The sequence below is a fragment of the Burkholderia sp. Bp9090 genome, assembly GCF_003857985.1.
Lineage (GTDB): Bacteria > Pseudomonadota > Gammaproteobacteria > Burkholderiales > Burkholderiaceae > Burkholderia.
Genome location: NZ_QTPV01000031.1, coordinates 58,953 through 78,560, shown reverse-complemented (window position 1 = coordinate 78,560; position 19,608 = coordinate 58,953). Strand labels below are relative to the sequence as shown.

The 19,608-nt window shown below is 62.9% G+C and carries 20 protein-coding genes; 2 read left to right on the top strand and 18 right to left on the bottom strand.

Annotated features, from left to right (window positions below; translation table 11 throughout):
- Positions 1–9 precede the first annotated feature (9 nt).
- From DIE16_RS24895 to rfbB, 10 genes are read right to left on the bottom strand one after another with little or no spacing between them, the layout of a single operon-like run.
- Positions 10–1,734 (bottom strand): methyltransferase domain-containing protein, encoded by a 1,725-nt coding sequence (locus tag DIE16_RS24895; RefSeq protein ID WP_124893599.1) that lies wholly within the window; start codon positions 1,732–1,734, stop codon positions 10–12.
- A 3-nt stretch (positions 1,735–1,737) separates the two neighbouring features.
- Positions 1,738–2,661: a glycosyltransferase gene (locus DIE16_RS24890; RefSeq protein ID WP_124893598.1), complete on the bottom strand. Its 924-nt coding sequence runs from the start codon at positions 2,659–2,661 to the stop codon at positions 1,738–1,740.
- A 20-nt stretch (positions 2,662–2,681) separates the two neighbouring features.
- Entirely contained in the window at positions 2,682–3,773 is a 1,092-nt protein-coding gene (wbiB, locus tag DIE16_RS24885; RefSeq protein WP_124893597.1) for a dTDP-L-rhamnose 4-epimerase, read from the bottom strand.
- On the bottom strand, positions 3,773–5,008 hold the full coding sequence (locus DIE16_RS24880) for an acyltransferase (protein WP_124893596.1): 1,236 nt from the start codon (positions 5,006–5,008) through the stop codon (positions 3,773–3,775). Before DIE16_RS24880 ends, wbiB begins: the two co-directional genes overlap by 1 nt.
- Positions 5,005–6,414 (bottom strand): ABC transporter ATP-binding protein, encoded by a 1,410-nt coding sequence (locus DIE16_RS24875; RefSeq protein ID WP_124893595.1) that lies wholly within the window; start codon positions 6,412–6,414, stop codon positions 5,005–5,007. Before DIE16_RS24875 ends, DIE16_RS24880 begins: the two co-directional genes overlap by 4 nt.
- The gene (locus tag DIE16_RS24870; RefSeq protein ID WP_124893594.1) at positions 6,404–7,234 is read right to left on the bottom strand and encodes an ABC transporter permease; all 831 of its coding nucleotides are present in this window, start codon (positions 7,232–7,234) and stop codon (positions 6,404–6,406) included. The genes DIE16_RS24875 and DIE16_RS24870 overlap by 11 nt, the downstream gene beginning before the upstream one ends.
- Positions 7,235–7,262: 28 nt before the next feature.
- Positions 7,263–8,159, bottom strand: coding sequence for a dTDP-4-dehydrorhamnose reductase (gene rfbD / locus DIE16_RS24865; RefSeq protein WP_124893593.1), 897 nt, complete (start codon positions 8,157–8,159; stop codon positions 7,263–7,265).
- On the bottom strand, positions 8,156–8,707 hold the full coding sequence (gene rfbC, locus DIE16_RS24860) for a dTDP-4-dehydrorhamnose 3,5-epimerase (protein WP_124571685.1): 552 nt from the start codon (positions 8,705–8,707) through the stop codon (positions 8,156–8,158). Before rfbC ends, rfbD begins: the two co-directional genes overlap by 4 nt.
- Positions 8,692–9,585 (bottom strand): glucose-1-phosphate thymidylyltransferase RfbA, encoded by an 894-nt coding sequence (gene rfbA / locus DIE16_RS24855; protein WP_124893592.1) that lies wholly within the window; start codon positions 9,583–9,585, stop codon positions 8,692–8,694. Before rfbA ends, rfbC begins: the two co-directional genes overlap by 16 nt.
- Before the next feature lie 11 nt (positions 9,586–9,596).
- Positions 9,597–10,658 (bottom strand): dTDP-glucose 4,6-dehydratase, encoded by a 1,062-nt coding sequence (gene rfbB / locus DIE16_RS24850; RefSeq protein WP_124893591.1) that lies wholly within the window; start codon positions 10,656–10,658, stop codon positions 9,597–9,599.
- 341 nt (positions 10,659–10,999) lie between these two features.
- Here rfbB and DIE16_RS24845 point away from each other — a divergent pair, with 341 nt between their 5' ends.
- The gene (locus DIE16_RS24845; protein ID WP_124893590.1) at positions 11,000–11,839 is read left to right on the top strand and encodes a symmetrical bis(5'-nucleosyl)-tetraphosphatase; all 840 of its coding nucleotides are present in this window, start codon (positions 11,000–11,002) and stop codon (positions 11,837–11,839) included.
- Between the two features lie 33 nt (positions 11,840–11,872).
- Here DIE16_RS24845 and DIE16_RS24840 read toward each other — a convergent pair whose 3' ends face one another.
- The 8 genes from DIE16_RS24840 to DIE16_RS24805 all read right to left on the bottom strand — a co-directional run bounded on the left by DIE16_RS24840 (position 11,873) and on the right by DIE16_RS24805 (position 18,480).
- Positions 11,873–12,730, bottom strand: a complete 858-nt coding sequence (locus tag DIE16_RS24840; protein ID WP_124893589.1) for a 1-acyl-sn-glycerol-3-phosphate acyltransferase — start codon at positions 12,728–12,730, stop codon at positions 11,873–11,875.
- A gap of 19 nt (positions 12,731–12,749) precedes the next feature.
- Entirely contained in the window at positions 12,750–14,036 is a 1,287-nt protein-coding gene (locus tag DIE16_RS24835; protein WP_124488743.1) for a dihydroorotase, read from the bottom strand.
- Positions 14,037–14,088: 52 nt separating this feature from the next.
- Complete coding sequence (locus DIE16_RS24830; protein WP_044846292.1) at positions 14,089–15,120, bottom strand: aspartate carbamoyltransferase catalytic subunit; 1,032 nt, start codon at positions 15,118–15,120, stop codon at positions 14,089–14,091.
- Positions 15,121–15,194: 74 nt separating this feature from the next.
- A complete protein-coding gene (pyrR, locus tag DIE16_RS24825) occupies positions 15,195–15,710 on the bottom strand; it encodes a bifunctional pyr operon transcriptional regulator/uracil phosphoribosyltransferase PyrR (protein WP_059538920.1) in 516 nt (171 codons plus the stop codon).
- The gene (gene ruvX, locus DIE16_RS24820) at positions 15,697–16,146 is read right to left on the bottom strand and encodes a Holliday junction resolvase RuvX (RefSeq protein WP_124488742.1); all 450 of its coding nucleotides are present in this window, start codon (positions 16,144–16,146) and stop codon (positions 15,697–15,699) included. The genes pyrR and ruvX overlap by 14 nt, the downstream gene beginning before the upstream one ends.
- Positions 16,143–16,721: a YqgE/AlgH family protein gene (locus DIE16_RS24815; protein WP_044846295.1), complete on the bottom strand. Its 579-nt coding sequence runs from the start codon at positions 16,719–16,721 to the stop codon at positions 16,143–16,145. The genes ruvX and DIE16_RS24815 overlap by 4 nt, the downstream gene beginning before the upstream one ends.
- 182 nt (positions 16,722–16,903) lie before the next feature.
- Positions 16,904–18,205, bottom strand: a complete 1,302-nt coding sequence (locus tag DIE16_RS24810; RefSeq protein WP_124893588.1) for a hypothetical protein — start codon at positions 18,203–18,205, stop codon at positions 16,904–16,906.
- Between the two features lie 104 nt (positions 18,206–18,309).
- Positions 18,310–18,480, bottom strand: a complete 171-nt coding sequence (locus DIE16_RS24805; RefSeq protein ID WP_004186709.1) for a rubredoxin — start codon at positions 18,478–18,480, stop codon at positions 18,310–18,312.
- Between the two features lie 254 nt (positions 18,481–18,734).
- Here DIE16_RS24805 and DIE16_RS24800 point away from each other — a divergent pair, with 254 nt between their 5' ends.
- The gene (locus DIE16_RS24800; RefSeq protein WP_044846297.1) at positions 18,735–19,601 is read left to right on the top strand and encodes a hydroxymethylpyrimidine/phosphomethylpyrimidine kinase; all 867 of its coding nucleotides are present in this window, start codon (positions 18,735–18,737) and stop codon (positions 19,599–19,601) included.
- Positions 19,602–19,608: the final 7 nt, after the last annotated feature.

Genomic DNA, 19,608 nt, shown 5'->3' with positions numbered 1-19,608 from the left:
ATCGCGGCATCACCCCAATCGCCTAACAATTCTTCTAGCGACGATCCTCGAACTGTCATACGTCTTCCGAACGATTCGGTACAAGCGCGGATGCTTGATGAAAAATCGACGTAACGCATCCAGCTTGGCAGCCCCCTGGAGCACGGCGATGTCACTCTCAAGTTTTTTGATCCAATTTCGCTGATCGACAATGAGCTTGATAGTCCCAGGAGGGAAAACATGATACTGATCGTTGTGCTTCGCAACGATTTTCGCGTAATCACGCTGCCACTCAGCTTGCGAATGAACCGAGAACGACGATTCTCCAGAACGCCATTTTCGATAAATACCGGTGATCTCCGGGCTACTCTCGACGCCACAGACAAATGCAACACGCATTTCGAAATCCCAGTCCTCCGCCGTATCGAGCGACTCATCAAATCGAATGCCCATCTCTTGGAAGGCAGCGCGAGGAAACGCAAGGGAAAGAGGCGGAGAATAGTTCTGCGACAGATGTTCGAAAAAGTCGAAGTGCGACGGGTACGGCGTCGTGATTGCAGAAATAGTTCGATAGCCGAGCGCGCCATCCGGCCTGATGCCGGTCGACACAATGTCCTGCTCTGCGGCTGTTGCGCGCAATACGCAGCCCGCTGCCTTCTCGCTCAACTTCTTGAATGTCTCGACCCAGTGCGCAAACACTATTTCATCGTCGTCCAGGATCGCAACATAGTGCCCCATGGCGGCGGCAAAGCCGTCGTTCAACGGCGCGGTACGTCCGCCCCGATCACAACGAATTACGCGAACGCGATTCCGGATGTACTCAGGCAGATCTTCCGCGACACGCTTCACCGCGTAATACTGTTTCTCTTCAGGCTTGTGCGCAACGACAAGTACTTCAAAATCCTGGCAAGTCTGTGCAGTCAAACAAAGCAAGGTATCGCGTAGATTACCCAGGCGCTTGCCCTGCGTGCGAGTAATAATCGACAAAAATGGACGGCTTTGCTTGGGATCCGCGAGCAGAGGCGTATCCTGACGAGCTCCCGGTAAATAAGCACGCACTAGCTCATTGACTACCCCGAACTCGTCCGAGGCACTACGGATCTGCCACAGATAGCGCGACGCGAAAGTCTTTCCGGTCAATAGCGGATGTGCGTACGGGAATGCCTGGTCGCTCGACTCAAGATCATAGTCGCGTGCGCCCACTTGGTGCCACCCTGCCCGCTTCGTCATTGCCCCAAGCAATCTGTCGGTGTGGTGAATGACGTGCGTATGATCAAGCAGGCCGACTTCGGTATAGTCCCAGTGCCCGGTCAGCAGTTTAGCTCCGAGATCCCGATGGCCACCGTTCGGCACGCTGATCACGAGCAATATCGAACGCTGTGCGGCAAATTCGCGCAAGCGGTCCAGCAACGCCAGTCCGTTGGTTATATGCTCAAGCGTATCGATAATCGATATCGACGCGACTTGGCGGCCTTTGAGCACTCCATCGATTTCGGCGAATACACCGTCGAGATGATGAAGGTCGATTCGCCTCGTTTCGAAGCCCCGCGATTCGAGGTTCTGGAGCGCATCCGGATCCGCATCGAAACCGATGTAGGTGAGTCCGAGGTCGCGAATCGGTTCCGCAACCGCACCATATCCGCAGCCGATATCCAGGTGTACGCCACTACCGGTGCCGAATTCCTGGACCAGCGCGACGACGTTGCTGTAAATCGAATATTCGTGATATTGAAATTGATAGGTCGCTGAATTCATAGTTTAGAAGCGATGTTTCGCGTAGAAGCCGTCGATGAATTGAGCTACCCGATGCTCTCGGTCGAGCTGAGCCGGCAATTTGCCTGCATCCTTCAGTTCACGATATTTTCTTGCTGCCTTTTTCTCGACTTCGCTACCGCACGCGAGCAACTGGCGCTCGATACGGTCCGCCAACGCACCGTTCGAGAACTTATGCGCAAGGATCATCGCGGCTTCAGCGGAGTAATACTCCTCAGCTCCACCCACGATCCACTTGCCGGCCGTCGACAAGCGCTTGTCGTGGAACAGCGCAGCCGACGGCTGGAATACCACTTTGTAACCCGCTAGACGAACTCGCCACGAGAAATCCACGTCGTCGCAATATAGAAAGAACGCGTCGGAATCGAAACCGTTCACCTCTTTGGCTACGGCAGCCGAAACAAGAGCGCAGGCGGTCGTTGCCCAGCTCGTCTCACCAGTAACCTGATCGTAGTCCTTGGGATGCTCGATCGGCACCTGCCTTGCTTCGACGATAGCCACGCCGTGCTTGCGCATCGGACGAACCAGTTCGCCAAAAATATTAGGCGCCACTACCGTATCGGGATTCAGAATCAGCACGAGATCCGTATGCAGATCGGCGAGCAGCCGATTCTGCCCGGCTGCCGACCCAAGATTGGCGTCGAAAAACGTGTACTGGATCCGAGCGATACCTTGCGGACGAAGTTTCGCCGCCCGGCTCTCGATCTCTTCAGGCGTGAAGACGGGCTCCGGCGAACAATCGCCAAGCGCGACTTCCACCGATGACAATGCACCGGACGCAATCGCGAGATCTGCGGCGCGCGCGATACTTTCAAGCGCAACGTCAATATGTTCTTGACTGTTGTTGTACAGAACCGATTGAATCCGCAATGATGCGGGACCGGTGATTGTCGTGTCGTGCAGTGGCACTGGTAACCTCTGTTGTATAACTAGTTCTTTCGATCGAGCTCTCGCGCAATCCAAGTCTGCAATTCGCTGATCCCTCGCTCCAACGACCACTGAGGTTTCCACGCGAGGTTCGCCAGCGACTCACTCAAATCACAGGCCGCGTGTCTCACGTCGCCGTCGCGAAATGCACCGTTCACCTGGGGAGCAGGCGCACCGTAGTGATTGGCGATGATACGAGCCATCTCCAGGATGCTCGTTGCCTGACCTGAGCCGATATCAAAAACGGACAACGGCGCCGATTCACGCATCAGCGTCGCGACGATAGCATCTGCGACATCGTCGATGCTTACGAAGTCGCGCGTCACATTACCGTCTTCGTACAACGGAATGACCTTTTTTTCACGCGCAAGGCGGGAAAAGAGTGCGACTATCCCCGTATAGGAATTAGTCAACGACTGACCGGGGCCATAGACGTTTTGCAAACGTAGAATCGACAACGGTGTCTTGGTCGCAAGCGCCCACGCGCTCAGAACATGTTCCTGCGCAAGTTTCGTCCCACCATAGACGCTCGTCGGTCTCGGCTCAGTTCGATCTGCGCGGGAGGGCAACATCGTCATCCCCGGGAAATCCCACTGCGCCGCCTCAAGCTGTGCACGTCCGCGCTGACCGGGATAGACCACCGTCCCGTCATCCTTCCTCCAAGCACCTTCGCCATAGATCGCGCGGCTGCTGGTCAGCAAGATATGCTCGACGGCGACGCCGTGCTTGACGAGCGCATCCGTAAGTCGCGTCGTACCAACGACATTGACGAGCGAATGCCGGCTCGCTTCCGTCAATGACTGCCCGGTCCCGGTTTCGGCTGCAAGATGGATAACAATGTCAGGCTGGAAATCGGGCAACAGCGCATCCCAAGCTTCGGCCTCCGTAACGTCTGCGACGAAGAGCTCTGCCTTTTCATCGAGTGCATCGGGCCGAACCGCACGCTCGTGAATCTGCGGATGCAGGTTGTCCATTACAACATAGCGGCCTGCACGCGGCGCAAGACGTTTCGATATCGCACAGCCGATAAAACCCGCCCCCCCCGTTACGAGAACTTTTTTCCCGTCGATCAAGCTTGCGTTCACGTCGCTCATCACACTCCCTCTTTCTTCAAAATCGACTTACCCCAACAATTCTTCCAACCGCGCCCGGGCCCCCAATCTTTCAGTTCAAGGGCACGCTTCTCGATCAAATGCCAACTGAGCCATGCGCAGATGCATGTAAAGAAAACGGAGGCAGTCAGATATAAAACGAATCCATACTTGTAAACACCCGCGTAGGCCAGCAATTGCTGCACAAGGAATCCAAAAACGTAAATTCCATACGAGTAGTCGTTCTTGGAGCCTATCCTGCGTGCCCACAGTGGCAAACGGCATGCGAGCCAGAGGATCGCGTACACCATTGCCGGATAGCCAAGCAGCAGATAACCGCCCTTGAACAAGGAAACGAGGTAGACGACGATCGAAAACATGCCCAGTTTGTCGGTGATCGGCAAGGATTTCGAATACGCAGCCGCAGTCGATCCGATCAGAAAAATAGTTCCATACTGTATGAGGTGACGATCGCTCGCCCATGGAACAAGCTGCGCGGAAAATGCCGGATTCACGGTCTGAATAGCAAGCATGAGCCATGCAATGAACGTCGCGGCAAGCAGCACTCTTCGATGCTCCGTCAGCAGCCCGAACACGGCAAAAATACCGACCATCACGTAACATTTCGCCTCGTAGATCAGCGTCCAGATCGATCCGTTGAACACGCTTTCGGAAATCGAGCGGCCATAGGGCGTGGTATCACGAAGCAGATTGTTTATCCCGTATTGACCAATCGTAAGTTGCCAATTGTTCACGAGATATCCGAGGGGTCCACCGATGTTCGAATTCCAATACCCGTCCAGCGTTCCCGCCTGCAAGTAATGGAGCACGGGGCCGACACCGAACGCAGTCACCACTAGCACCGCCCAATAGGCTGGAAAGATTCGCACGCATCTGCGCCATGCGAACTGCAATAGATCTGCCCTCATGCCACTCTTGGCGATAAGGAAGCCGCTGATCGCAAAAAATCCAGACACACAAATCCCGCCCATCGAATCCTGACCGAGAGTCAGACGCCACATCGGGTCGGAGCCGAATCCACCAAGTGGGAATGCATGGTCCCAAAGGACCATCGTTGCAAACACGAGACGCAACAGCCCGAACCCGTTGTCATGGCTCGACAGCCGCTCCGAGGATTTCGATACTTGTGATGTCGCGACGCGGGCCGGCCCCGATGCAGGCGTCACTGCGACATCGCCGAATCGGTCCGGAGCAGTGACAGGGAGATCGGGTTTCATTGCAGTGCCTCCATCTTGTTTGATTCTTCCCGCTCAAGTGCAATTTCATGCATTGGGATCCCGATCAACCCCGTGCTCACGCTCGTCGAATGCGACTTAAGCAGTACGGCATCGTGCAACCATTGATGGATCACATGGTCGCTTTGCGATCCATCGGCAACGGCGACGGTCACCGAGTAGTCCCCAACTGGCAATACAGGCATCCGAAAAACAAACTTGACCGAGAAGACTTCGCCAACAGCGACGGAAAACGGCTCCTGCAGCGTCGTGAGATAGGTATTGTCACCGAACAGATTCTGCCCGAGGCGATCGCGGATGATGAATCCGACAATCGCACGCTCCAATGCCTGCAGCGCTTTGACGCTGATATGAACGCGGACGATCTCGCCGCCCACGATCCAATTCAGCGGCGCGCCCGCCTCATCTTCAATACGAACATGCTCGATCAGGGCGCCGCCAAGGCCGAAATTTTTTGCGTCGTGGCTGAACTGAAACAGTTCGACGTCGTTTCGCAACTTCGACGCGTTGATGAGTTGTTCGCGCTGATCACGCACATCACCTTCAGATATCGTCCGAACGACCGAGCTACGTTCGGCCGAACGCTTCTGCCGCCCAGATACTCGATGCTGTTCCTCGTAAAAGGCCTCGAGATACGAATCGCACACATCCTTCGCGGCTCCGATTTCTCTCACGTGACCCTTGTCGAGCCAAACGACGCGCGTGCATAAATTGACCACCGCATTCGTATCATGGCTGACGAACAAGATCGTTCCCCGCTCCATAAAAGCGCGAAGAAAACGCATGCACTTTTGCGTAAAGAACGCATCCCCGACCGCCAGTGCCTCATCGATCACCAGCACGTCCGCATCGACATGCGCGATAACCGCAAATGCAAGCCGCACATACATGCCGCTTGAATAGGTCTTGACAGGCTGGTCTACGAAATCGCCGATGTCAGCAAATGCAAGGATGTCGTCGAGCCGCTCCTCTATCTGCGTTTTCGATAACCCAAGCAACGCCGCATTCATGAAGACGTTTTCGCGGCCGGTAAACTCCGGGTTGAATCCCGCCCCCAGTTCAAGCAGTGCGGCAATCCGTCCGTTGATCGCGACGCGTCCGCTCGACGGCGTCAGCGTACCGCAAATGATTTGGAGCAGTGTCGATTTTCCCGATCCGTTCCGACCGATGATTCCAATCGTCTCGCCTCTTTGCACATGAAACGAGACATTTCGCAGTGCATGAAATTCTGCTGGGCCTTCTGTACCAAGGAATCGCGCTGGCACCAGCTTCGCGAGACCGCCGATGCGATGACGCAAAGCGGTCTTGAGCCGGTCGGCCGGCTTGGCGAAAACGCGAAAGTGCTTGCTGACACTCTCGACGCTGATTGCGGGAGTTTCACAGGACATCGGCAAACCCCTTTCGCATCAGCTGAAAATACTTGAAACCTGCGCATGCGATCACCGTGCCGCCGAGCAGCGCAAGGCCGAGCGAGTAAAAATCCGGCGTTCGACCATCGAGAAGTATCCCGCGCGATTGCTCGATAAACAATGTCAGCGGATTGAGTTCCAACCAGAAACGATACTTCTCCGGCAACGCGGACGCCGGGTAAAACACCGGCGACAAAAACATCAACACCATGGTGAACAAACCGGTAATCTGCCCAACGTCCCTGACGAACACGCCGGTCGCTGCGAGAAACCAAGCGACGCCAAGCGCCATCAGCATCAGCGGCAGAAGAACGATCGGCAGATACAACGCTGTCGCAAAAATGAAATGCTTGAATAACGCGAAACCGAGAAGCAAGACGACAAGGCTGACGAGTGTATGAAAGAACGCGGACAGCAACGCGACAAGCGGCAGTATTTCCAGAGGAAACACGATCTTCTTCACATAACTCGGGTTATTCAGGATCAATGTCGGCGCCCGGTTGACACATTCGGCAAACAAGCCGTGAATCGTCATCCCTACGAACAGCATCATCGCGAACTGCGCGCGCCCTTGATCGGCTCCGCTCCCCCATCGCGACTTGAACACGAAAGAGAAGACGAACGAATACACCGCCAGCATCAGCAGCGGATTGAAGAAGGACCACGCCAGTCCCAGCACCGACCCGCGATAGCGCCCGACGACTTCCCGTTTCGTCATCTGCCAGATGAGCGAAGCGTTTCGCGCGATCGAGCCTACGAGACTTCGCGGAGTAGTAACGAAAATGCTGATTATCGACATCGTGTGAAACAGGTTGGGCTCTCTTGCTTCATTTGAAGAACAGATCTCTTACGCACAGATCGACTGCGTATCTCCAGTCGGGAAGCTCGATGCCAAAGCGTGCGCTCAGCGCATCGTTCGACAGCACCGAGTTGGCCGGACGCTTCGCCGGCACTGGATAAGCGCTCGACGGAATCGGCATGACCGTTTTCACTGCAAGCGGCGACGCGCCCGGCAGTGAACGCCACGACTCAAAAACAGCCTCGGCAAAGTCATGCCATGAAGCCCGACCTGCGGACGTCATGTGATAGAGGCCCGATTCAAATGACCCGGCCTTGCGTTCGCGAATGGCAGCGGCCAACGCATGCGCAGTACCGTCGGCAATCGAGCGTGCCCAAGTCGGCGCGCCGAACTGATCGGCAACCACGCTCAATTCCTCCCGCTCCTTCGCAAGACGAAGCATGGTTCGAAGAAAATTCTTGCCACGCGCCGCAAAAACCCAAGTTGTGCGAAAGGTAAGCCAGTCTCCGCCCGCCTGCTCGACTGCCAGTTCTCCGCCCAGCTTACTTGCGCCGTAGGCATTTACAGGACAGGTAGCGTCCGATTCCATATACGGGGACGTTTTGGTTCCGTCGAAGACGTAATCTGTCGAATAGTGGACAAACAATCCGCCGATACGCTTGGTTGCGCTGGCCAGTTCACCGACCGCCTCCGCATTGATCACGTTCGCCGTCTCGATGTCCGTTTCCGCCGCATCGACTGCGGTATAGGCGGCAGCGTTGACAACCACATCCGGCATCAACTTGTCGATGGCGCGCGAGAGCGTGTCCGGGCGCGCGAGGTCCGCATCTTGACGCATCAGTGGAACAACCTGCCCTAGGACCGACAGGCTGCGGGACAACTCCCAGCCTACTTGCCCGTTGGCACCCGTTACGACGATCTTCATTCGTACACCTCGGCTTCGCCCAACCGCTTGCCCGCCGCATCCTTCGCAGCGAGCAGTGGCTCGAAATCAATCGGCCACTGGATGCCGATTTCGGGATCGCTCCACACAATGCTGCGCTCGTGTTCGGGGAACCAGTAGTCGGTCGTCTTGTAGAGGAACTGCGCCGCATCCGACAGCACGACAAAACCATGCGCGAAGCCGGGCGGCACCCACAGCTGGCGATGATTGTCCGCCGACAGCGTCACACCAACCCACTTGCCGAAGTTCGGCGAGCTCTTGCGAATGTCGACCGCGACGTCGAACACCTCGCCCTCCACCACGCGCACGAGTTTGCCCTGAGCGTGCTGGATCTGATAATGCAACCCGCGCAGCACGCCCTTCGCCGAGCGCGAATGGTTGTCCTGCACGAACTCGATACCGGTTTCGACGAGCTCGGCGAACTCATGCCCGTTGAAGCTCTCGTAGAAATACCCGCGCGCGTCGCCGAATACCTTCGGCTCGATGATCTTGACTTCCGGCAGCGCCGTTGCCGTTACTTGGATGGCCATGCGACTTGATCCGTGAGAATGTTCTTCAGGTACTGCCCGTATCCGTTCTTGGCGAGCGGCTGTGCCAGCTTCAGCACCTGCTCGGCATCGATCCAATGACGGCGATACGCGATTTCCTCCGGGCATGCGACGACCAGCCCTTGACGCTTCTGCAGCGTTGCGATGAACGTCGCCGCCTCGATCAGCGAATCATGCGTACCGGTATCGAGCCACGCATAACCGCGCCCCATGATCTCGACATTGAGCGCGCCGTCCTTGAGATAGCGAGAATTGATGTCGGTGATTTCCAGCTCGCCGCGCGGCGATGGCTTGATGTCGGCCGCGATGTCGCACACCCGGTTGTCGTAGAAATACAGGCCGGTCACCGCGTAGTTCGAACGCGGCTGCGCCGGTTTCTCTTCGATCGACAGCGCGCGGAACGACTTGTCGAACTCGACGACGCCATAACGTTCCGGATCGTGCACGTGATACGCGAACACCGTCGCGCCGGCTTCCTGCGCGTGCGCACGCTCGAGCTGCTTCGCGAGATCGTGGCCGTAGAAGATGTTGTCGCCGAGGATCAACGCCGACGGATCGTTGCCGACGAATTCCTTGCCGATGATGAACGCTTGCGCGAGGCCGTCGGGCGACGGCTGCACCGCATACTGAATGTTCATCCCCCACTGGCTGCCGTCGCCGAGCATCGACTCGAAGCGCGGCGTGTCTTGCGGCGTCGAGATGATCAGCACGTCGCGAATGCCTGCGACCATCAGCGTCGACAGCGGGTAGTAGATCATCGGCTTGTCGTACACCGGCAGCAGCTGCTTCGATACGACGTGCGTGATCGGATACAGCCGCGTGCCCGAACCGCCCGCCAGGATGATGCCTTTACGTGCCATCGTGTTTCTCCTCAGCTGCGCTTCGCATAGTTGGTTTCGACCCACTTGCGGTACTCGCCCGACGCGACTTCGTCGGCCCAGACCTGATTGTCGAGATACCAGTCGACGGTCTTCGCGAGGCCGGTCTCAAACGTTTCCGCCGGCTTCCAGCCAAGCTCACGCTCGAGCTTGCGCGCATCGATCGCATAGCGGCGATCGTGGCCCGGGCGATCCGTCACGTAGGTGATCTGGTCGCGATACGAACCGGCCGCCTTCGGGCGCGCCTTGTCGAGCAGATCGCACAGCGTATGCACGACCTCGAGGTTCTTCTTCTCGTTCCAGCCGCCGACGTTGTACGTCTCGCCCGGCACGCCGCGCGCGAGCACTTCACGGATCGCGCTGCAGTGGTCGCCGACATACAGCCAGTCGCGCACGTTCTGGCCGTCGCCGTACACGGGCAGCGGCTTGCCGGCGAGCGCATTCGCGATCATCAGCGGGATCAGCTTCTCGGGGAACTGGTACGGGCCGTAGTTGTTCGAACAGTTCGTCGTCAGCGTCGGCAGGCCGTACGTATGATGGTACGCGCGCACCAGATGGTCCGAGCCCGCCTTCGTTGCCGAATAGGGGCTGTTCGGCGCATAGGGCGTCGTCTCGGAAAACTGCGGATCGGTCGCCGACAGCGAGCCGAACACCTCGTCGGTCGACACGTGCAGGAACCGGAACGCCGCCTTGTCGGCGTCGTTCAGGCCGTTCCAGTATTGGCGGGTCGCCTCCAGCAGCGTGAACGTGCCAACGACGTTGGTCTGCACGAAATCGGCCGGGCCGTGGATCGAGCGGTCGACGTGGCTTTCGGCTGCGAAGTGCAGGACCGCGCGCGGCTTGTGCTCGGCGAACAGTGCGTCGAGCGCGGTACGATCGCAGATGTCGACGCGTGCGAACACATGTTTCGGATTGCCGTCCAGTGACTGCAGCGTACGGAGGTTGCCGGCATAGGTCAGCTTGTCGACATTGAGCACGGCCTCGTCGGAATCGCGCAGCCAGTCGAGTACAAAGTTGGCACCGATAAAGCCCGCGCCGCCCGTAACCAGAATCATGAGACTCCCTCAGTAGTAATGCGCGGCGGACGCCTCCAGGCGGTCGCCACGTCAAAATTCGAAGCACTTGGCGATGGTCGCCAGATCAGACCGCGAATTTTAACCGGTCGACATGTCCGCCAAAGTCATGAAATGCTAATTTTGTTCGGGAAAACGACAATTATAGGGAGCCGCGCGGCGCAAAAGCCATGCTGCTAACAACTTGATACAGCGCTCCGCACCCTCGCCGGCAACGGAATTTCCCACCAAATCAAGCGCATTTCCGAGAACATCGACCAAAAAATCACGCTGAATTCCGATTACTTTTCTTTTTTCCGGGAAACCCGGAGGATCCGCCTCTCATGACCCCCACCCCCATCGCCATCGGCGACATCCAAGGCTGTCATTCAGCTTTCCAGTCGCTGTCCGAAAAGCTTTCAGCCCCCGCCGACACCCCGCTATGGATCGCCGGCGACATCGTCAACCGCGGCCCCGACTCCCTCGCCGCGCTGCGCGCGCTGGTCGACCTCGGCCCGCGCGCGACCGTCGTGCTCGGCAACCACGACCTCCATCTGCTGGCGGTGTCAGCCGGCATCCGCACCGAACGCCCGGGCGACACGATCGGCGAAATCCTCGACGCCCCCGACGCCGACGCGCTGCTGGACTGGGTCCGCCACCGCCCGTTCGCGCACTTCGAAAACGACATGCTGCTCGTGCACGCGGGCGTACTGCCGCAATGGGACACATCGCTCGCGCTCGAACTCGCGGACGAACTCCAGCGCGCACTGCGCGCCCCCGACTGGCGCGACACGCTTCAAGGCCTGTACGGCAACGAGCCGAATCAATGGAGTCCGAACCTGAAAAAACGCGACCGGATGCGCGTCGCGTTCAACGCGTTCACGCGCTTGCGGTTCTGCACGCCCGATGGCGCGATGGAGTTCAAGACGAACGGCGGCCCCGACAGCGCGCCACCGGGCTACCTGCCGTGGTTCGACGTACCGGCGCGCCGCACCGAAAACGTAACGGTCGTGTTCGGGCACTGGGCCGCGCTCGGCCTGATGCTGCGCGACAACCTCGTCGCGCTCGATTCGGGGTGCGTATGGGGAAATCAACTGTCGGCCGTGCGACTGACGGCCGACCCGGCACAGCGTACGGTCACGCAGGTGCAGTGCGACGCGTGCCGCACGCCGGGCGGCGAGTAGCCCGCACGCGCGGCGTGCGGACGAAATGAAGCATCACCCTTCGCGCCCAGGCACCGGCTGTTCGGCAGCCGCATCGCCCGCCGTGCCGGCGCCGATTTCGGTCGCCGGATACGCATGCTTCGCCAATTCAGCCAGCGACTCGGGCGACGGCTTGCCGACCCTCGCCTGCAGCGTCTCGAGCGCGGCCGCGATCGCATCGCGCGCCGCCGCCGACGTCGCGCGCCGATCACCGCCCGGCGCGATCGGCTCGCACACGTACAGGTGCGCGACGAGCGGACCACCGCGCAACACCATGTCGAGCGACATTCCGAGCGACAGCTCGCCCGTATACGCCGGCGCGACCGACTGCCGCCGCTGCGCGTCCTCGTACATGAGGCAGATCGGCTGCACCGCGCAGCCGGCCGACACCGCGGCCTGAAACAGGTTCGCGTGGAACGGCAGCAGCGCCTGCCCGTCCGACGTCGTGCCCTCCGGAAACACACACATCACACCGCCGTTGCGCAACCGGTCGGCCATCTCGTGCATGACCCGCATCGCCTCGGTGCGCTTCTCGCGCTGCAGGAACACGGTGTCGAGCTTCTCCGCCAGCCAGCCGACCACCGGCCATTGCCGCACCTCGGCCTTCGACACGAACGGCGTCGGCCGCCACGCGTTGACGGTGTAGATGTCCAGCCACGACACGTGGTTGCCGACGACGAGCGCCCCCGCGTCGAGACGCGCCCCGTCGTTGTGGACGACGAGGCGCATCCCGCAGATCCGCAGCAGCTTGAGCGACCAGCGGCGCGTGAGTTCGAGGCGCCGCGCGGGGCCGACATGCGAAAAGCGCAGCGCGACGATCGCCATGCCGCGCAGCAGGTGAAAGACGAGACGCAGCTTGCGAAGAGCGGTCATGGCGAAGATCCGGCTGGGTTCAGTGACGCTCGAACGCGACCTGCCCCGCCACGAGCGTCGCACGCACGCAGGCCGGCAGTTCGTAGCCGAGGAACGGCGAGTTGTGGCCCTGGCTCTTCAGCACGCGCGGCTCGACGCGCCAGTGCGCGCGCGGGTCGAACACGCACAGGTCGGCCGCGCCGCCTTCGGCCAGGCGGCCCGCCGGCAACTGCAGCACGTCGGCCGGCGCGGCCGTGATGCGGCGCAGCGCCTGCGCGAGCGGCGTGTTCGTTTCATCGGCCCACTTCACCGTGAGCGACAGCAGCAGTTCGAGCCCCGTCGCGCCCGGCGTCGCTTCGGCGAACGGCAGCAGCTTCTCGTCGTCGTCGACCGGCGTGTGATCGGAGCAGATCGCATCGATCGTGCCGTCGGCGAGCGCCGCGCGGATCGCTTCGCGATCGCGCTCGCCGCGCAGCGGCGGATCGAGCCGGAACTGCGAATCGAAGTAGCCGATGTCGACGTCGATCAGGTGCAGGTGGTTCACGCCGACGTCGCACGTCACGGGCAGCCCCTCGGCCTTCGCCGCGCGCACGAGCGCAAGGCCGGCCGCCGACGACAGGCGGGCGAGGTGCACGCGCGCGCCCGTCACGCGCATCAGTTCGAAGATCGTGTGCAGCGCGATCGTCTCGGCCGCGACCGGCACGCCGGACAGCCCGAGCCGCGACGCGAGCGCGCCGCTCGCGGCGACGCCGCCGCGGCCGATGAACGCGTCGAGCGGCCGCAGCCACGTCGTGTAGCCGTAGGTGCTCGCGTATTGCAGCGCGCGCAGCAGCACCTGCGTGTCGCGCACCGGCACGTTCGCATGCGTGAAGCCGACGCAGCCCGATTCGGTCAGCGCGACCATCTCGGTGATCACTTCGCCCTTGAGGCCGACGGTGAGCGCGCCGAGCGGATGGACGTTCGCCTGGTGCAGGTTGCGGGCACGGAACTTGAGCATCTCGACGAGGCCCGGCTCGTCGAGCACGGGGTCGGTGTCCGGCGGGCACACGAGGGTCGTCACGCCGCCCGCGACGGCCGCGGCCATCTCGGACGCGAGCGTCGCCTTGTGCTCGTAGCCGGGCTCGCGCAGCCGCGCGCACAGGTCGACGAGACCGGGCGCGACGATCAGGCCCGACGCGTCGATCGTCTTCTCCGCGTCGAAACCGGCCGGCGCCGTACCTGCTGCCGCGAGCGCGGCGATCTTGCCGTCCGCGACGAATACGTCGGCCTGCCGCTCGGTGCCGGCGACCGGGTCGATCAGCGTGCCGCCTTTGATATGAATCTTCATGCGCTGTCTGTAAATGCGTTGATTGCGTGAATAAGGATGCGCGAAAGCGGGCTCAGTCGCTGTTGCCGGCGACGATGCCCATCACCGCCATCCGTACGGCGATGCCGAACGTGACCTGGTTGAGGATCACCGACTGCGGGCCGTCGGCGACCTGCGAGTCGATCTCGACGCCGCGGTTCATCGGGCCCGGGTGCATCACGATCGCGTCGGGTGCGGCGAGCGCGAGGCGCTCGGGCGTCAGGCCCCACGTCTTGAAATATTCCTGCGCGGACGGCAGCAGCGCGCCGCTCATCCGCTCGTTCTGCAGGCGCAGCATGATGATCACGTCGACGCCCTTCAGGCCTTCGTCGAGGTTGTGGAACACCTTCACGCCCATCTGCTCGAGGCCGCCCGGCAGCAGCGTGCGCGGGCCGATCGCGCGCACTTCCGGCACGCCGAGCGTGGTGAGTGCGTGGATGTCCGAGCGCGCGACGCGCGAATGCAGGATGTCGCCGACGATCGCCACGCGCAGCTTCGTGAAGTCGCGCTTGTAGTGACGGATCGTGTACATGTCGAGCAGGCCCTGCGTCGGGTGCGCGTGCCGGCCGTCGCCCGCGTTGATCACGTGCACGTGCGGCGCGCAGTGCTCGGCGATCAGGTACGGCGCGCCGCTCGACGCATGGCGCACGACGAACAGGTCGGCATGCATCGCCGACAGGTTGTTGATCGTGTCGAGCAGCGACTCGCCCTTGCTCGTCGACGACGCGTTGATGTTCAGGTTCAGCACGTCGGCCGACAGGCGCGTCGCGGCGATCTCGAAGGTCGTGCGCGTGCGCGTCGAGTTCTCGAAGAACAGGTTGAACACCGACTTACCGCGCAGGAGCGGCACCTTCTTCACCTCGCGGTCCGTCACGCTGACGAACTGCTCGGCCGTGTCGAGGATGTGGTTGACGATCGAGCGCGGCAGGCCCTCGATCGACAGCAGGTGTTTCAACTCGCCGTTTTTCGTGAGCTGCGGGTTGCCCTTCAGGAAACCGTAGCGGAACCGCTCGGGGCTCGCGGCCGCGGCGGGATTGCCGGTGCGGCCAGTGGTGTCGGTGGTCATGGTGTGCGTGATTCCAACTATGCAAACGGGCCGCGGTACGAACCGGCGGCCCGGGATACGGTTGCGCGGTTCGCTCAGGCGCCGTGCGCCTCGATGCGCAGCGTGAGCTGCGCGGCTTCGTCGCGCGCGAGCACGAGCGTCGCATCGGCCGGCACGTCGAGGGTGCCGCCCGCGAAACGCGCGGCGACCGGCAGTTCGCGGCCGCCGCGATCGGCGAGCACCGCAAGCTCGACCGCGGCCGGACGGCCGTAGTCGAACAGTTCGTTGAGCGCGGCGCGCACGGTGCGGCCGGTGTACAGCACGTCGTCGACGAGCACGATGCGCGCGCCGTCGACCTCGAACGGCAGCGACGTGGGGCTCGCCTGGCTGTGCAGCCCCTTCTTCGCGTAGTCGTCGCGATGCAGCGCGACGTTCACGACGCCGAATCCCGGCGCGCCGAGATCGCGCGCGAGGCGCTCGGCGAGCCAGGCGCCGCCGCTGTGAATGCCGGCGAGCCGCGGGCCGCCCGGCTCGGCGAAGGCCGTGCCGTATGCGTCGCGGATCTGGTCGAGCAGGACGCGGTAGAGCGCGTCGGCATCAATGGTGCTCATGGTCGGACAATTGATCGAGATACTGTTGAAGGATCACGCGCGCGGCCTCGGCATCGAGTATCTCGGCGCGTGCGCGCCCGCGCACGTTGCGCTCGCGCAGCCCGGCCTCGGCCTCGACCGACGAGTAGCGTTCGTCGACCCACGTGACGGGAAGCCCGAAGCGGCCGTTCAGCTGGTTGCCGAAACGCTTCGCCTGCTGCGTCATGTCGTGCGGCGTGCCGTCCGGATGCATCGGCAGGCCGACGACGAGCGCGTCCGGCCGCCATTCGGCCAGCAGTTCGCCGACCGCCTTGAAGCGGTGCTCGCGGTTCAGGTTGGGAATCACGACGAGGGCGCGGGCCGAGCGCGTCAGCGCATTGCCGATCGCGACGCCGATCCGCTTCTCGCCGTAATCGAACGCCAGGAGCGTCGCATCGCGCGCGCTCGCGCCACTCATGCGTGCCCTGCTTCGCCGGACAGCATCGACGAGCTGACGCCGAGCAGGCCAAGTGCGGCTTCGAAACGCTCCTCGGCCGGCGTGTCGAACACGATGCGCGGATCGGCGGCGACCGTCAGCCAGCCGTTGCGGGAAATTTCTTCCTCGAGCTGCCCGGCGCCCCACCCGGCATGGCCGAGCGTCAGCAGGAAGCGCTTCGGGCCGGTGCCCGTCGCGACCGCCTCGAGCACGTCCTTCGACGTCGTCATCTCGAGCCCGCCCTCGACCGACATGGACGAGTTGTAGTTCGCGCCCTCGACCGGCTCGTGCAGCACGAAGCCGCGCTCGGTCTGGACCGGGCCGCCGAAGTACACGGGAATGTGCAGCAGCGGCTCGATGTCGAGCTTCAGGTCGATGCGGCTGAACAGCGATTCGAGGTCGATGTCGGTGGGCCGATTGATGACGAGGCCGAGCGCACCGCGCTCGCTGTGATCGCAAAGATAGACCACCGTTCCTGAAAACGTCGGATCCGCCATGTTCGGCATGGCGATCAGGAACTGGTTGGTGAGATTGATGCGATCGGAAGGCTTTGACATGGTTTGAATTTTAGCAAAGACGCCGCGGCCTGACCGGGCCGCGATCAACAAGCAACGCCGCACGACGCTGGCAACGACGCGCGCGGATCACACGGCACTCTAACACGCGCGCGGGCGCTGTCGGCAGCGTGTTGCCGGCCCGCGTGGCAAGGGCTGCCGCGGCGGTCGCGCCCCGTTGCGCGTCAGCTCCGGGCAAGCGCCGCGCCGAGCGCCTCGGACGCCGCGGTCAGGTCCGGCGGCGCCACCCCCGCGGCGATCTTCAGCAGCGCGCCGCGCAGCAGGTCGGATGCCCGGCCGTGCGCGTCGAGCCCGCCGTCGGCGAGCGGCAGGCCGTGTGCGGCACGGCGCCACGCGAGCCCGAGCGTGTCGGCCAGCAGCGCCGCGTGACCGAGCCCGAGCGCGCATGCGGCCGTACCGACCCGGTAGGCGGCCGCGGACGCGCGCCATGCGGCCCCCGCATCGGCCGTGGCCGCATCGACGGCCAGATCGGCCATCGACGCGTCGGCCGTCTGCAGGAAATCCTCATACGCGTGCGCGTTGACGGTCACGACGCCGAGCATGCGGGTGGGCGCCGCCGCGACCGCCTCATGCTCGGCCTGCGCCGCGCCGGCTTCCCACAGCGCCTCGGACGCGGGCGTGCCGGCGACGTGCCAGTCCACGGTCAGCCCATAGTCGTGCAGCACGTCGACGAGCGCGACGTCTTCCGCGGCCGCGCCGAACAGCGCGAAATCGCGCCACAGCAACGCAACCGTCTCGCGCACGAGCGCCGGCGGCGCGCGGCGCCTGCCCTGCGCGTGCTCGCCGAGCAGCAGGTTGGTCCGTGCGAGGAAACGCTTCAGTTCGGGCGCGGCGCTCGCGCGCAGCGCGCGCAGGCACGCGGCGGCGAGCCGCCAGAAGTCGTACGGCGCGTCGTCGGCCAGCGCGGTCAGGATCGTGTCGAGCTCGTCGAGCGCCGCGTCCGGCGTGCCGTGCGGCGCCCGCAGCACGCCGAGCAGCGCCTGCTCGTAACGGGCCCGCGCGCGGCTCGCGAATGCGTCGGGCAACGCGCGCAGCGTCGCCGGCGGCGTCGCGCGCCCGACGAGTGCCAGCGCGTCGAGCGGCACGCTCGCGTGCAGGTCGGCCGAGCCTTGCGCGCGCAGCGCACGGAAATGGTCGAACAGGACGGGCGAGCAGGCCAGCTCGCGCAGATTGTGGCGCCCGACCGCCGCGCTGAAATCGCGCAACGCGAGGCGCCAGGCGGCGCAAGCCGGTTCGGCGGCGACGAGCGGCGCCGCGGCGGCGAGTTGCGCCGCGAATCGGGCGGCCGGCAGCCAGCCGGCCTCCGCCAGCACGGCGGCGGCGGCCGACAGCGGCGCGGCCGCGTCGTCGCGACGCTCGAATGCGTCGGCGGCCGCCGCGAGCCACGCGTCGGCCGCGCGCACGGCCCCGCCGCGCGGGTTGGGTAATGCGTCAGGGTGGGGAACGTTCGCCGGATCGGCCGTCATGGACACGCGCGCCTGTCATCGTCAAGTCGCTCGCGCCGGCCTCGGCGCGCAAGCACCGGGCAACCGCGAGGCCGCAGCCGGGTGTCCGTTGGCCAAGGGTCCGGTCAGATCTGGACCATCTCGAAGTCTTCCTTGCGAGCGCCGCATTCGGGGCACGTCCAGTTGATCGGGACGTCTTCCCAGCGCGTGCCCGGGGCGATGCCCTCTTCGGGCAGCCCGGCTTCTTCGTCATAAATCCAGCCACAAATCAGGCACATCCAGCTCTTGTATTCCATCTTAAGCCGCGTCGGGAAAAGTCGGTAAATTCGGGAGCCATGATGGTACCGTGTCGGGGCCGGACTGCCTAGCAATCGCGCTGGAGTACGGCGACTACGTTGCGCTGCGCTAAAAAATCCGTCGTGCGGGCCGGATTCCGCCGCATAATGGCTGGAAAGTGCGGCCTGCCGGGCAACACAGGGCCCAAACGCCCACTTCGCCTCGCCGTCCGCAGTTCCGTCGCTTCCCCGTTTTTTTCTTGCCCCATTTTTACATGTCCAGCAACGCCCCTCCGATCGTCCTCACCTTCGGCCTGTCCGATCCCACCGGCGGCTCCGGCCTCCAAGCCGATCTGATGACACTGGCGAGCATGGGCTGCCACGGCGTGTCCGTCCTGACGGGCTATACCGTGCGCGACTCGGCCGCCTGCGACGAAGTGACCGGTCTCGATCCCGATGTCGTCGCCGCCCAGGCGCGCATGCTGCTCGAGGACATGCCGGTCGCCGCGTTCAAGATCGGCGCGGCGACGCGCGCGGAAGTCGTGAGCGCGATCGCCGAAGTGGTCGCCGACTACGACGGCGTGCCGCTCGTGCTCGCGCCGGACTTCACGCTCGACGACGAGCACGTGCTCGCCGCCGACGACCTGCGCGAATCGATCGCCGACCTGCTCGCGCCGCAGACGACGCTGCTGGTCGCCGACCACGCGACGCTGATCGCGCTCGCGCAACCGGACGGCGATGCCGAGGCGCCGAATCTCGACGCGGCCGTGTCGCACCTGCTGTCGCAGGGCTGCGAGTACATCCTGTCGTCGGAGACGGGCTCGCACCGGCTCGTCAACACGCTGTACGGCGAGGAAGGCCAGCTTCGCGAGGACATGTGGGATCGCTCGCCGCACCGGTTGATGGGCATCACCGATACGCTCGGCGCGGCGATCGCGGCCCTGCTCGCGAATGGCCAGGAGCCGCCCGAGGCGGTGCGCGAGGCGCAGGAATACCTGTACCAGGCCGTGCGCGACGCGTTCCGGCCCGGCATGGGCGCGTACCTGCCCGACCGGTTCTTCTGGGCCCGCAGCAACGATGAGGAAGGCGGACGCCCGGTGACGGAAAGCAGCAAAACCTCGCCGCGGATCGCCCGGCATTGAACCCGCA

Excerpts from the sequence above, each read along its gene's own strand:
- DIE16_RS24835 (WP_124488743.1), bottom strand. The coding sequence starts at position 14,036 with ATGAAGATTCATATCAAAGGCGGCACGCTGATCGACCCGGTCGCCGGC.
- rfbB (WP_124893591.1), bottom strand. The coding sequence starts at position 10,658 with ATGATTCTGGTTACGGGCGGCGCGGGCTTTATCGGTGCCAACTTTGTA.
- DIE16_RS24810 (WP_124893588.1), bottom strand. The coding sequence starts at position 18,205 with ATGACGGCCGATCCGGCGAACGTTCCCCACCCTGACGCATTACCCAAC.
- rfbC (WP_124571685.1), bottom strand. The coding sequence starts at position 8,707 with ATGGCCATCCAAGTAACGGCAACGGCGCTGCCGGAAGTCAAGATCATC.
- DIE16_RS24870 (WP_124893594.1), bottom strand. The coding sequence starts at position 7,234 with ATGTCGATAATCAGCATTTTCGTTACTACTCCGCGAAGTCTCGTAGGC.
- DIE16_RS24830 (WP_044846292.1), bottom strand. The coding sequence starts at position 15,120 with ATGACCACCGACACCACTGGCCGCACCGGCAATCCCGCCGCGGCCGCG.
- DIE16_RS24800 (WP_044846297.1), top strand. The coding sequence starts at position 18,735 with ATGTCCAGCAACGCCCCTCCGATCGTCCTCACCTTCGGCCTGTCCGAT.
- DIE16_RS24815 (WP_044846295.1), bottom strand. The coding sequence starts at position 16,721 with ATGTCAAAGCCTTCCGATCGCATCAATCTCACCAACCAGTTCCTGATC.
- ruvX (WP_124488742.1), bottom strand. The coding sequence starts at position 16,146 with ATGAGTGGCGCGAGCGCGCGCGATGCGACGCTCCTGGCGTTCGATTAC.
- rfbD (WP_124893593.1), bottom strand. The coding sequence starts at position 8,159 with ATGAAGATCGTCGTAACGGGTGCCAACGGGCAAGTAGGCTGGGAGTTG.
- DIE16_RS24845 (WP_124893590.1), top strand. The coding sequence starts at position 11,000 with ATGACCCCCACCCCCATCGCCATCGGCGACATCCAAGGCTGTCATTCA.
- DIE16_RS24805 (WP_004186709.1), bottom strand. The coding sequence starts at position 18,480 with ATGGAATACAAGAGCTGGATGTGCCTGATTTGTGGCTGGATTTATGAC.
- pyrR (WP_059538920.1), bottom strand. The coding sequence starts at position 15,710 with ATGAGCACCATTGATGCCGACGCGCTCTACCGCGTCCTGCTCGACCAG.
- DIE16_RS24875 (WP_124893595.1), bottom strand. The coding sequence starts at position 6,414 with ATGTCCTGTGAAACTCCCGCAATCAGCGTCGAGAGTGTCAGCAAGCAC.
- wbiB (WP_124893597.1), bottom strand. The coding sequence starts at position 3,773 with ATGAGCGACGTGAACGCAAGCTTGATCGACGGGAAAAAAGTTCTCGTA.
- DIE16_RS24895 (WP_124893599.1), bottom strand. The coding sequence starts at position 1,734 with ATGAATTCAGCGACCTATCAATTTCAATATCACGAATATTCGATTTAC.
- DIE16_RS24880 (WP_124893596.1), bottom strand. The coding sequence starts at position 5,008 with ATGAAACCCGATCTCCCTGTCACTGCTCCGGACCGATTCGGCGATGTC.
- rfbA (WP_124893592.1), bottom strand. The coding sequence starts at position 9,585 with ATGGCACGTAAAGGCATCATCCTGGCGGGCGGTTCGGGCACGCGGCTG.
- DIE16_RS24840 (WP_124893589.1), bottom strand. The coding sequence starts at position 12,730 with ATGACCGCTCTTCGCAAGCTGCGTCTCGTCTTTCACCTGCTGCGCGGC.